At 33.6% G+C, this 12,887-nt stretch carries 10 protein-coding genes; 6 read left to right on the plus strand and 4 right to left on the minus strand.

Going from position 1 to position 12,887, the window contains the following annotated elements; translation table 11 throughout:
- On the plus strand, positions 1 to 2,088 hold a 2,088-nt coding region (locus GBO31_RS11635; RefSeq protein ID WP_219008517.1), incomplete at its 5' end, for a glycoside hydrolase family 9 protein.
- Between the two features lie 79 nt (positions 2,089 to 2,167).
- Here the strand turns inward: GBO31_RS11635 and odhB are convergent.
- Positions 2,168 to 3,397 carry a 2-oxoglutarate dehydrogenase complex dihydrolipoyllysine-residue succinyltransferase gene (gene odhB, locus GBO31_RS11640; RefSeq protein WP_219008518.1) on the minus strand — a complete coding sequence of 410 codons (1,230 nt, stop codon included), beginning with the start codon at positions 3,395 to 3,397 and terminating at the stop codon, positions 2,168 to 2,170.
- Positions 3,398 to 3,455: 58 nt separating this feature from the next.
- Positions 3,456 to 6,248 (minus strand): 2-oxoglutarate dehydrogenase E1 component, encoded by a 2,793-nt coding sequence (locus GBO31_RS11645; RefSeq protein ID WP_219008519.1) that lies wholly within the window; start codon positions 6,246 to 6,248, stop codon positions 3,456 to 3,458.
- A 114-nt stretch (positions 6,249 to 6,362) separates the two neighbouring features.
- Here GBO31_RS11645 and GBO31_RS11650 point away from each other — a divergent pair, with 114 nt between their 5' ends.
- Entirely contained in the window at positions 6,363 to 6,884 is a 522-nt protein-coding gene (locus GBO31_RS11650; RefSeq protein ID WP_246615849.1) for an alpha-ketoglutarate decarboxylase, read from the plus strand.
- Between the two features lie 142 nt (positions 6,885 to 7,026).
- On the plus strand, positions 7,027 to 7,407 hold the full coding sequence (locus GBO31_RS11655) for a hypothetical protein (RefSeq protein WP_219008520.1): 381 nt from the start codon (positions 7,027 to 7,029) through the stop codon (positions 7,405 to 7,407).
- Positions 7,408 to 7,415: 8 nt separating this feature from the next.
- Here GBO31_RS11655 and GBO31_RS11660 read toward each other — a convergent pair whose 3' ends face one another.
- A complete protein-coding gene (locus GBO31_RS11660; RefSeq protein ID WP_219008521.1) occupies positions 7,416 to 8,042 on the minus strand; it encodes a hypothetical protein in 627 nt (208 codons plus the stop codon).
- Positions 8,043 to 8,628: 586 nt separating this feature from the next.
- Complete coding sequence (locus GBO31_RS11665) at positions 8,629 to 9,603, minus strand: polyprenyl synthetase family protein (RefSeq protein ID WP_219008522.1); 975 nt, start codon at positions 9,601 to 9,603, stop codon at positions 8,629 to 8,631.
- Positions 9,604 to 9,769: 166 nt separating this feature from the next.
- Between GBO31_RS11665 and GBO31_RS11670 the strand changes: the two genes are divergently transcribed.
- The 3 genes from GBO31_RS11670 to GBO31_RS11680 all read left to right on the plus strand — a co-directional run bounded on the left by GBO31_RS11670 (position 9,770) and on the right by GBO31_RS11680 (position 12,881).
- Positions 9,770 to 10,651: a hypothetical protein gene (locus GBO31_RS11670; protein WP_219008523.1), complete on the plus strand. Its 882-nt coding sequence runs from the start codon at positions 9,770 to 9,772 to the stop codon at positions 10,649 to 10,651.
- A gap of 205 nt (positions 10,652 to 10,856) precedes the next feature.
- The gene (locus GBO31_RS11675) at positions 10,857 to 11,456 is read left to right on the plus strand and encodes a TetR/AcrR family transcriptional regulator (RefSeq protein WP_219008524.1); all 600 of its coding nucleotides are present in this window, start codon (positions 10,857 to 10,859) and stop codon (positions 11,454 to 11,456) included.
- A 3-nt stretch (positions 11,457 to 11,459) separates the two neighbouring features.
- Positions 11,460 to 12,881: a TolC family protein gene (locus tag GBO31_RS11680; RefSeq protein WP_219008525.1), complete on the plus strand. Its 1,422-nt coding sequence runs from the start codon at positions 11,460 to 11,462 to the stop codon at positions 12,879 to 12,881.
- Positions 12,882 to 12,887: the final 6 nt, after the last annotated feature.

Raw genomic sequence — 12,887 nt, forward strand, 5'->3', positions numbered from 1 at the left:
CCTTGTCCTGTAGATCCTTCTAAAATTCGATTTTTACAATTTTTCGTAAATCCTGGAACAAATGGAGGACAATATAATGGGACTTTAACTATCGATTGGATATCTTTTGGTGCTCCTCTAGAAGCAATTCCTCCAGCTTCTGCTTTTGATATTCGTTACAACCAAGTTTCTTATTTAAAAGGAAGAAATAAGACCATTAGTATCGCTGCTCAAAGTAGTTTCAGCAATCAAGCCTATACGGTTTTAGACAACTCTGATAATGTTGTTTTATCAGGCACAACAGGATCATCATCTTTATGGAGCGATTCAGGTGAACATATTGCCAATGTAGATATTACTTCAGTTGATGATGAAGGAACCTATCGTTTTCAATTAGATCAGGAACAAATTACATTTAAAGTTAGTCAAGACGGATACGCGGATCTTAGAGAAGAAGCTTTTAAATATTATTACTATAACCGTTCATCTACAGCTTTGGAAGCTACTCATGCCGGAGTTTACGCTAGACAAGCTGGAACGCCGGATACTCAAGTAAAAATACATTCATCCGCTGTTTCACCAGGTAGACCTGAAAATTTTGTTATCTCATCACCAAAAGGATGGTATGATGCAGGAGACTATAACAAGTATGTTGTAAACAGTGGAATAAGCACTTATACTTTACTAGCAGCTTTTGAACATTACAAAACAGAATGGGAAAATTTACAATATAACATTCCTGAGCAAGGAGGAAATCTTCCTGATATTTTAGATGAAGTATTATGGAACTTAGATTGGATGTTAACTATGCAGGACCCTCATGATGGAGGAGTTTACCATAAGTTAACTGCTAAGAATTTTTCTGGAAGAATTATGCCAGCTCAATATAACCTTGATAGATACGTCGTTCAAAAATCTACTGCTGCCGCTTTAAACTTTGCTGCAGTGACTGCAGTTGCCTCCAGAGTATTCTCGAGTTACGAAAGTGTACGTCCAGGATTTAGTGCTCAACTAGAACAAGCTGCTAAAGATGCATATGATTGGGCTCAAGCAAATCCAGCAGTCTATTATAGACAAGGATCCGGAACACCCGTATCCGATATTAATACTGGAGAATATGGGGATTCTAATGTAACAGACGAGTTTCAATGGGCTGCTGTAGAATTATTCATCACAACACGAGAAAACACATATAGAGACGATATCAATGTTAGTTCAATCGGAGGAGGAACTCCAAGCTGGCCATATAGCGATCCTCTTGCTCTAATTTCTATTGCACAATACACAACAAGCTTAGCAAGTTCTATAAATGTAACCGCAGCAAACAATACTTTATTAGAAACTGCAGATGAATTAAAAAACCGTGTTAATTCTTCTCCCATGAAGATCACCATGGACACAAATGATTACTCTTGGGGAAGTAATGGAGCTGTAGGTAATCAATTAATGTTATTGATTAGAGCGTATGAACTTTCTAAAGATGAATCTTACTTAGATGCTGCTTATACCGCTATGGATTACATTTTTGGAAGAAACGGAACCGGATACTCATATGTTACTGGTTTTGGAGACAGACAAGTATTCGAACCTCATCATAGAATATCTGATGCGGATGGTATCTCTGCTCCAGTACCTGGAATGATTGTAGGAGGACCGCAAAATGAAAATAATCCAGATACAGGAGATTGTTCTGGTTCTGGTGTTAGCTTCCCTACTAATTTTCCAGCATCAAAATATGTAGATCATTGGTGTTCTTATTCCACAAATGAAATTACTATTAACTGGAATGCTCCGTTAGTTTATGCGATGCATGCTTTGAACTTTTACCAAAATGAAAATGTTACATTATCCGTTGGAGAAAATGAAATAAATCAAAACACCATTAAAGTTTTTCCAAACCCAATAAGTGATGTTTTAAATATTCAATCATCATTAGCTAATACTATTTCTAAAGTAGAATTATATTCTATTCAAGGAAAGAAAATACTTTCTAAAGAAATAGATAACACCACAGCTAGTTTAAACATTAGCAACATCACCTCTGGATTATACTTAGTAAAGATCATTTCAGAAGGACAAAGCCATACCTCTAAAATAATTAAACAATAAAGTTATCTTAGATTTTCAAAAGGAATAAAAAAAACCACTACAATTGTAGTGGTTTTTTTATCGAAAAAGATTCTTATATCTAAAGCTCTAACGCTCGATTAATATCATTATCCATTAATAATTCCACTGGATTTTCTAAAGCTTCCTTAACAGCTACTAAAAACCCTACAGATTCCTTACCATCAATGATTCTATGATCATATGATAAAGCAACATACATGATTGGAGCTACTACAATTTGTCCATCTCTTACTATAGGTCTTTCTACTATATTATGCATTCCTAAAATAGCACTCTGAGGAGGATTGATAATTGGTGTAGATAACATACTTCCAAATACACCTCCATTAGTTATAGTAAAAGTTCCTCCTGTCATTTCATCAACAGTGATCTGACCATCTCTAGCTCTGATAGCCAATCTTTTAACCTCAGATTCAACACCTCTGAAACTTAAATTCTCGGCATTTCTAATTACAGGAACCATTAATCCCTTAGGGCCAGATACTGCAATACTGATATCTTGAAAATCAAAAGAAATCATTTCTTTACCATCAATCATGGAGTTTACAGCAGGATACATTTTAAGTGCTCTCACACAAGCAAGTGTAAAAAACGACATAAATCCAAGACTTACGCCATGCTTTGTTTTAAAAGTCTCTTTATATTGTTTTCTTAAATCAAAAATAGGTTGCATATCTACTTCGTTAAAAGTAGTTAGCATAGCTGTTTCATTTTTTACAGAAACTAATCTCTCCGCTACTTTTCGGCGAAGCATCGATAATTTTTTTCGAGACTCTCCTCTGCTTCCTAATCCTGGTGTTCCCATTGAAGGTTTAGCATCAATTGCATCCGCTTTGGTAATACGACCGTCACGACCAGTACCTTTTACTTGAGAAGCATCAATACCTTTTTCTGCTAGTACTTTTTTAGCAGCTGGAGAAGCAGTTCCCGTTGCGTAAGTAGCCGCTTTTTGTGGAGCGGGAGCCTCAGTTTTAACTGGAGCAGCAGGTTCTTCTTTTTTCTCTTCAGCTTTAGGTGCTTCAGAAGATGCAGATGCACCATCTGGTTTAGGAGCATCAGTATCTATTAAACATACTACTTCACCAACAGCTACAGCATCTCCCTCTTCAGCTTTTAGTGTTATAACACCACTTGCTTCTGCAGGAAGTTCTAATGTTGCTTTATCACTATCTACTTCGGCAATAGCTTGATCTTTTTCTACATAATCGCCATTTTCTACAAGCCATTGAGCAATTTCTACTTCTGTAATGGATTCTCCCGGAGAAGGGACTTTCATTTCTAAAGCCATAATTCTTAATTTATACTTTATATCGCGTGAGCGAAAAATTTTCGATTTTTAGTTTACTTTAACCTTTACTATTTCTTTTTCTTCTTTGATTGTCTTTTGTTTTATCAAATACGAAATCAATTACTTCTTGATGTCTTCTTTTAGATCTTGTTGCACTTCCCGCAGCTGGAGCTCCGTATGGTCTTCTGCTCGCAAATCTAAAGGAACTCGCTCCATCATAATGCATTAAAATATGACTCAATGCTCCCATATTACGCGGTTCTTCTTGAGCCCAAACAATATCATCTGCTTTATACTTTTTAATTATAGCATCCATTTCTTTAGTTGGAAGCGGGAATAACTGCTCTAATCTCACTAAAGCAACATCATTCCTTTCCTGCTTTTCTTTTGCATCTAAAAGGTCATAATAAAATTTACCCGTACAGAACACTAATGTTTTGGTATCTTTTGCTTTAGCTTCTGAATCATCAATAACTGTTTGGAAACTTCCGTTTGCCAATTCTTCAGCAGAAGAAACTACTTTAGGATGACGTAATAAACTTTTTGGAGTAAAAATAATTAAAGGTTTACGGTAATCCGCTTTCATTTGTCTTCTTAGCAAATGAAACATATTCGCTGGTGTAGTAACATCTGCAACAAACATATTATCTTTTGCACATAATTGTAGATAACGCTCCATTCTGGCAGAAGAATGTTCTGCTCCTTGACCCTCATACCCATGTGGCAACAACATCACAAGACCATTCTGAAGCTTCCATTTATCCTCCGCAGAAGAGATGTATTGATCAATCATAATCTGAGCGCCATTACTAAAATCTCCAAATTGCGCTTCCCATATGGTTAAGGATTTTGGACTTGCCATTGCATATCCATAATCGAATCCAACTACTCCATATTCAGAAAGTAAAGAGTTATAGATATAGAAATCTCCTTGATCTCCTTTTAAATTATTTAGCAATAATACTTCCTCTTCACTATCTTCCACTTTAATTACTGCATGACGATGAGAAAAAGTTCCTCTTTCCACATCTTGCCCACTCATTCGAACATCATATCCTTCTTTCAGCAATGACCCATAAGCTAATAGTTCCCCCATAGCCCAATCTAACTGATCTTTTTCAAAAAACATTTTATGTCTCTGATCAATCAATCTTTCTATTTTACGAAGAAATTTCTTATCAGATGGTAATTTCGTTATTACTTCAGCAATCTCAGTAAGACCTTCTTTAGAATAGGTAGTATCCACATCTTCCATCATCTCATCTTCTTGGACTCTTGTAAAACCAGCCCACTCATCTTGCATAAATGGAGTAATAATCGTCTTTTCTTGTTTACGTGAATCTTCTAATTCCTCTTCTAGAGATGCTTTATACTCTTTCTCTAATTGCGTAACATATTCTCTATTGATAATTCCTTCCGAAATCAATTTTTCGGCATAAATATCTCTTGGGTTTTTATGCTTAGCAATTGCTTTATAAAGTTTAGGTTGCGTAAAACGAGGTTCATCACCTTCATTATGACCATATTTACGATATCCTAATAAATCAATAAATACATCACGTCCAAAAGTCATTCTAAAATCTAATGCAAAATTAGTTGCATGTACTACTGCTTCAGCGTCATCAGAATTAACGTGAAGTACCGGAGATAAAGTAACCTTACCTACATCGGTACAATAGGTAGATGAACGTGCATCTAAATAATTGGTAGTAAATCCTATTTGGTTGTTCACCACAATATGAATAGTACCTCCAGTTTTATATCCATCTAATTGTGCCATTTGAACAATTTCATAAACCAAACCTTGTCCAGCAATAGCGGCATCTCCATGAACTACAATTGGTAATACCTGAGATATATTCTCTTTATAATGTCTGTCTTGTTTTGCTCTTGTTATTCCTTCTACTACAGCCCCTACTGTTTCCAAATGAGAAGGATTTGGCGCAATATTCATATTAATTGCTTTACCAGAATCAGTTTCTCTTTTAGAGGTCCAACCCAAATGATATTTTACATCTCCGTCAAAAATAGCTTCTTCGTAGTCCTTACCATCAAACTCACTAAAAATATCCTTCGGACTTTTTCCAAAAATATTAGTTAGTGTACTAAGACGACCTCTATGAGCCATCCCCATAACAAACTCTTTCACTCCCATATCGGCAGCTTTCTCAACCAAAGCGTCTAAAGCAGGAATCAGAGATTCTCCTCCTTCGAGTGAAAAACGTTTTTGACCAACATATTTGGTATGCAAAAAACTCTCGAAAGACACAGCTTGATTTAACTTTTTAAGGATATGTTTTTTCTGATCTCCAGTAAATTTAGTCCTGTTGGTATTGAAATTTACACGGCTTTGTATCCAAGCTCTTTCCTCTGGATTTCGAATATACATATACTCAATACCAATAGCATCACAATAAATTTGTTCTAAATGAACGATAATATTGCTCAGTGTATTAGGGCCAATTCCAATAATCTCACCAGCATTAAAAGTAGTATTAAGATCTGCTTGACTTAAACCAAAGTTTTCTAGTGCTAAAGTAGGTGTATATTTTCTACGTTCCCTAACCGGATTGGTTTTAGTAAAAAGATGTCCTCTTGTTCGGTAGCCATCAATCAATCTAATTACCTGAAATTCTTTTTGAACATTTTGAGGAACAGCAACCGTATCTCCAGATTCTTTTTCTACATAAATTGTTTCTCCGGAATCTTCGGCACTTTCCATACCAAAATCAAACCCTTGAAAAAATGCTCTCCAGCTTGGCTCAACGCTATCTGGGCTTTGCAAATATTGATCGTATAAATCTGCAAAAAATGCGGTATTAGCCGCATTCAAAAATGAATATTTATCCATATGTAGGTATTCAACCGTTTTTTTATTATAAAACATCACAAAAATACAACAATTACAATATATTGAGCATGGAATTATATATATTTATTGTAACATTTTTTTACAATTTTAACAATGAAAGTGATTCTTATTCAGAAAATGAAAATCTTCCTATTAGTTTTCTCAATTTTGTTTTCCTTACAACAAATGTATTCTCAAGATGAAAATTTTTGGTCTCATGTAAGATTTGGTGGTAATATAGGGATTGGTTTTACGAATGACACTTTTAATGCTATCATAGCCCCATCAGCCATTTATGACTTCAATAACCAGTTCAGTATGGGATTTGGGCTTAATTTTGGATATTCTAATTCAGAAAATTTCACTGCGACTAATTATGGAGCTAGCCTTATTACTTTGTACAATCCTTTTCCTTCTTTACAACTTTCTTCTGAGTTTGAACAAATGGGGGTAAGCAGAAGTATTGAAATTAATGGTGATGATTTTAATGATGATTATTGGTATCCTGCACTCTTTCTTGGGGCTGGATATAGAATTGGTTTTGTGAGTGTTGGACTTAGATATGACGTCTTATATGATGAGGATAAAAGTATCTATGCGAGTCCGTATGCTCCCTTTGTACGTGTATTTTTCTGAAAAAATCCCACAATCTAAAGCAAAAACACTGTTGTTTATCTAGAAAAACGACTTGTTGTCTAATAATAAGGGTTATAAGATTAAAACTGCGTTTCTTTTAGTAATTTTATAATTATTAAAATTATAAGACCCCAAAAACATCATGAAACATCTTACACTCACGCTATTATTCGCAATAGCACTCTCGTCTTGCTCTAGTAATAAACAAGTTACCACCAACAATTTTGATCCTTCTAATAATCCTTACTTTGTAAAAAAGGAAAAAAGTAAAGTAGCGACTGCTAATGAGGTAAACGATCCTAAAATTCAGAAGAAAATAAATAGTATTATCGAAAACCATCTTGGCATTTCAATTTCTTCCATCGCTATATCTCCAATTACTAAGAAAAACAATGGATATTATTGGAAATTTTTAAACGTTAGAAACGGTAGTAGTTTTACTGGATTCTCCGATTTAAAATTTAATGCAGTCAAAATAAAAAAGAACAACAAGAAAGCTAATACACAAGTCTCTGATTTTTAACACATTTTTTACCACATGTGAAAAATACAATTTGGCTTTCGATTAGAATAGCTTTCTAATTTCTTTTCGGCCTTTCGAAGCAAACGGTATTTATATTTAACATCTTCATTATCCTCCATGCATTCTCCTGGCTGAAAAGTTAATGAGTTAAAATATTCTTGATCCCATTCCGAGAGCTTTGCCCCATGTTTTCTTTCATAACAAACTGGAGCATTATTACTTTCGAAGAGCATTCTTTGCTCTGTAACTTCAGCTACTTTTTCAACACTGGTAGAAGATACTCCTTGACTGCTTTGCTTATAAAGAGTATTCATAAACATTTCTTCAGAAATCATAGTCTTAAGCTGTAATTTATCTTCTTGAATAAAATAATTTTCTAAAAAAGAATTATTTCCAAAACCTTGTTTGTATATATGCATGATGAGTTTCAAATTTCCCTGATCATAATAATATTCAATTCTTCCCGATATATCTTCAGCACATTTATAATATTTGGTTCTGTTATTTAATACAGTATCCTTTTGATGAATTCTTTCTAACAAGATTTCATATGAATTATTAATCTCATCAAAAGCTTCTTGACTACTACTTATAAAAGTGACAAATATTAACAAAATACTACCTAATAATCTCATGTCGATCTAATTTGCGTCCTACTTTTTTCAACAATTTAGTTCACAATATCTGTATTTCGTCGAAAAAACCAACTAATCATCTAATTTTCTTTTATAATCAAAGCTAAAACCATATATTTTATGCGGTTTTGAAGTATTTTTGAAAAGCACACAAACTCATTATGAAATCAAAATTACTCATTACTCTTTTAGGACATTTGCAATGAGTTGTTTAAGTTCTAAAAAACTTTAAACCAAACAAAACTAATGTAATCTCTGAAAATCTAGAACAAAAAGAATTTTCTGAAAAACATTATTACTAACTAATTAAATATTAGGATCAACAGTATTATTCAAGATTATCTTGGAATACTTCTTCTATTTCTCGATTTGCTAGAAAAGAAGCAAAAAGGGTATGAGCGGGAGTTTATGAATGTAAAAAACTGGAGAGAATTATTTAACCAACTCAGATTTTGATTTTAATTGTGTTAAGATCATCAACAACAAAAGAAGTTAGTAAAATTAGACAATTTTGCTAACCCTGACACGTAGTGTTTTTTTGCCTCAACTAAGCGAAGGTCTGATTTAAAAAAATCAGACCTTTTATTTAAACACTTCTATTCATTAATTGCTTTCCAAATACTCGAAGAATATTCTTTTTATCTTCAGATATAGATAAATCTTCCAGAACTTCAAAAGCCATTTTAGTATACTTTTCTATTTCCAACCTTGTTTGATCTTTAGCACCAGTATCTTCAAATATTCCTTTTACCGTTTGTACCTTATCCGAAGGATCCTCCGGATGTAATGTGAATAATCCTTCCAGCTGTTTTTTCAGGTTTTCATCAGCATATTCGATAGCTTTGAGATATAAAAATGTCTTCTTATTTTCGATAATATCGCCTCCTACTTGCTTCCCAAAAGTCGCAGGATCTCCAAAAGCATCTAAATAATCATCTTGTAATTGAAAAGCAATCCCTAATAATCTTCCAAAATCATAAATTGCAGATTTGCAAACATCAGATGCATCAGCAATGATAGCCCCCATTTTCATGGCAGCAGCAACTAAAACTGCTGTCTTATATTCGATCATTTTCAAATATTCTGGAATAGTTACATCATCGCGTGTTTCAAAATCAATATCATACTGCTGCCCTTCGCAAACCTCCATTGCAGTTTTTGTGAACAGTTTCGCTAATTGCCTAAACGTTTCTCCTTCGTAATTTTCAAAAAGCTGATAAGCATTAATCAACATAGCATCTCCTGAAAGAATCCCTGTATTGATATCCCACTTTTCATGAACCGTTTCTTTTCCTCTTCTCAGCGGCGCATCGTCCATAATATCATCATGCACTAATGAAAAATTATGAAAAACCTCAACAGCCAACGCAGCGTCCAAAGCCTTTTCATAGGAACTTCCGAATATTTCTGATGTCATTAGCACTAAAACGGGTCTTAACCTTTTACCTCCTAATGTTAAAATATATGAAATAGGTTGATAAAGGTTTTTGGGTTCTTTTTCTAAAGTATTCTTGGATAAATATTCTAAAAAATATTTCTGATAATCTGAAATGGTATGCACTATTGAATTTTTGTGCTAAGGTATGATAAAAATTAAAAAAACAGTTCCTATCCATCAAATTGAATATGCATAGAATGTGTCCTAATTTTTTGAAACTAAAAGTTTTCGGACATCTAAAAACTCAACCAAAAATAGCTTTGTCATTACTAATATAAACTATTTACACATGAAAAAAATCACTTTTAAAACTTTAGCCTTTTTACTCACCATCATTTTATTTTACGCTTGTGAGAAACCAACATCAGAGTCCAATGAGATCTTAGAACAACAATCAAATGAAGATATACTTCCAAAATCCAGAGTAATTGCTCACATTCAAAAAGATGGATTGGACGTTACATTCTTTGAAATTGGTGATGAAAACGATAATGAATACGAAATATTCCGACTTAGTAAATTGTATGATTACAACCTTTTAAAAAATGAAGAGTGGATGATAGAAATGGAAAATCAATCTCCTTTTCAATTATTTCTAAAACTTACGGAAGATCATATTGCTATTCCTGAACCTCTAGCTAAAGCTGCTGGTTATGATGCCTTCATAGCTTCTGGAAGAAGTATGGACTCTTCATTTGAAAAGATAGAAATTTTAGATAAAAACTATGAAGAGATATTTCAGAAAAGTAGTAGTTGCTACAATGAATCTGAGAATACTTTTAGAAATCTACGCTGTCAAGTTCCATTAAATTCTAATCCGGATTATATCGAATTTTGTGATTCTCAAACTTGGACAGACCATACAAGACAATCAGTATTTGGAGGCAATTGGAGAAAGCTGAATGAAGCGTTTACTTGGACCAATGTGATCTGCGGACGAACAACCGTAAAATTTTATCGTTATATTAATTCATGGCAATTACGAAAAGAAGTAGTTCTTGATAACGGTATATGGAGTTCAGATTACTGGACTGTACACATTGTTGATCCAAGCTGGCCTCCTTTTAGTCCAGAAAAAAGATACGGAAGAAGGTTACGAGTAGAACGTGATCAATCATCAACTGGAAGTTTTAGAGCGTATACAAGATTCCGAAAAAAACCATATAACTAGCATTTAGCGCTAAAATATGATCAAAAGGCTGTCCAAATTGGACAGCCTTTTTCGTTTTACTAAAAAAATAGTAAGTATTAACAATTCAACCATCTAAAATGACGGTTCACAATTTAGCTGTGTTAAAAAATTGTAAAACTTAGGAAACTTTTAATGTTTTTAAAGTTTCCTCTTGTACATTTGCACGGTAATTAAGTAACCCCATATGAAGGAAAAAATAATAGAAAAAGCAAACGACATGTTCTTAAACCTTGGTTTTAAGAGCGTTACAATGGATGATCTTGCTTCGGAAATGGGAATCTCAAAGAAAACAATCTATGCTCATTTTCAGAATAAAACCAAGTTAGTTGAGGCCACAACTGATCATTTATTCTGTACTGTTAGCGATGGAATCGATGCTATTTTAGAAGAAAATAAAGAACCAATTGAAGAGTTATATGCCATTAAAGCTTTTGTAATGCATCATCTAAAAGGTGAAAAGACATCTCCTCAATATCAACTTCAAAAATATTATCCAAAAATTCACAGTAGTCTTAAAGTTAGACAATTTGAGACTATGCAGGAATGTGTCATCGAAAATTTGGAAAGAGGTATACAAAAAGGTGTATTTAGAGAAAACATTGATGTAGAAACTATTTCTAGATTATACTTTATGGGAATGACAGGAATAAAAGATCAAGAAATGTTTCCTATCCATACATTTCCTGTTGCTAAGTTAATGACCGATTACTTAGAATATCATGTGCGTGGTATCGCCACAGAAAAAGGGTTAAAAATTTTAAACAATCTATTAAAACAACAATAAATTATGAGAAACAACCTTTGGTCCTTATGTTTCTTTAGCTTATTCATAACATTTTCTTTTGCGCAGGAAACTCCTGCTTCATCCCAATATTCTTTTACCTTAGATGAAGCTATTGAATTTGCATTGGAAAACAGTTATCAATCCATCAATGCTAGACGTGATGTAGCTAAAGCGCTAAAACAGAAATGGGAAACAACCGCAACCGGTTTACCGCAAATAAACGCTGCTATTGATTATCAAAATCAATTAAAGCAACCGGTTTCTTTATTACCAGCTTCGGCTTTTGATAACAGAGAAAGTACCATTAATACTGTAGAAGAATTCTTTGATTTAACCGCTAATGGTTCGCCAGATCCTCTAGAAGGTTTTATACCCGTAGTTTTTGGAACCAAACAACAGCTTACCGCGAGTGCAACCTTATCTCAATTGCTTTTCGACGGATCTTACCTTGTTGGTTTAGAAGCCGCTAAAAGTTTTTTACAATTTAGTAATGATTCGCAAGAAAAAACGCAGCTTACTGTTAAAGAGAGTGTAATTAACGCGTATGGAAGTGTGCTGGTATCTAATGAGAGTGTAAAAATTCTTCAAAATAACAAGGCTGCATTAGAAAAGAATTATGAAGAACGAAAGAAAATTTTTGAAAACGGATTAGCTGAAGAAGAAGATGTAGAACAACTTCAGATCACGTTACTGCAAATTACCAATCAACTAAACAATGCAGAAAGATTAGCAAAAATAGCATTACAAATGTTTAATCTTACCATTGGAGTTGATGTGGATTCAAACACGGTTTTGTCTGATAATTTAGATAATTTAACCACTAAAAACATTGATAATTCTGTTGGTTTGAAGCCGTTTGTAATAGAAAACAACATAGATTATCGATTAGGGTATTTATTAACTGAACAAAGAAGGTTAGAACTTAAATTAGAAAAAAGTAGAGCGTTGCCAACTTTATCGGCTTTTGTGAATTATGGCACACAAGCTAACAGTGATTCTTTCACATTTTTAGAAAATGATCAACGATGGTTTCAATCTTCTATACTGGGAGTTAGTCTAAATATTCCTATTTTTAGTTCTTTAGGTCGAAGTGCCAAAACACAGCGAGCAAGAATCGCTTTTGAACAGGCAAACACATCCTTTATTGAGCAACAGCAACAAATTCAGCTTCAGTATAATTCTACATTAAGTGATTACCAGCTTTCGTTAGAAACTTATGAAACATCAAAACAAAACCTTTCGCTAGCCGAAAGAATAGAAAATAAAAATCAAATTAAATATACAGAAGGATTGGCTTCGAGTTTCGAACTGAGACAAGCACAATTACAATTATATAGTGTACAGCAAGAAGTACTACAAGCTATGCTTACCATTATAAATAACAAAGCCAAACTAGAAACAATACTTAATACACCAAATAACTAGACATAC

Source organism: Aquimarina litoralis (assembly GCF_019295435.1).
Taxonomy (GTDB): Bacteria; Bacteroidota; Bacteroidia; order Flavobacteriales; family Flavobacteriaceae; genus Aquimarina; species Aquimarina litoralis_A.

Coding starts and splice junctions, on each gene's coding strand:
- odhB (WP_219008518.1), bottom strand. CDS start 3,397: ATGGCTTTAGAAATGAAAGTCCCTTCTCCGGGAGAATCCATTACAGAA.
- GBO31_RS11645 (WP_219008519.1), bottom strand. CDS start 6,248: ATGGATAAATATTCATTTTTGAATGCGGCTAATACCGCATTTTTTGCA.
- GBO31_RS11650 (WP_246615849.1), top strand. CDS start 6,363: ATGAAAGTGATTCTTATTCAGAAAATGAAAATCTTCCTATTAGTTTTC.
- GBO31_RS11655 (WP_219008520.1), top strand. CDS start 7,027: ATGAAACATCTTACACTCACGCTATTATTCGCAATAGCACTCTCGTCT.
- GBO31_RS11660 (WP_219008521.1), bottom strand. CDS start 8,042: ATGAGATTATTAGGTAGTATTTTGTTAATATTTGTCACTTTTATAAGT.
- GBO31_RS11670 (WP_219008523.1), top strand. CDS start 9,770: ATGAAAAAAATCACTTTTAAAACTTTAGCCTTTTTACTCACCATCATT.
- GBO31_RS11675 (WP_219008524.1), top strand. CDS start 10,857: ATGAAGGAAAAAATAATAGAAAAAGCAAACGACATGTTCTTAAACCTT.
- GBO31_RS11680 (WP_219008525.1), top strand. CDS start 11,460: ATGAGAAACAACCTTTGGTCCTTATGTTTCTTTAGCTTATTCATAACA.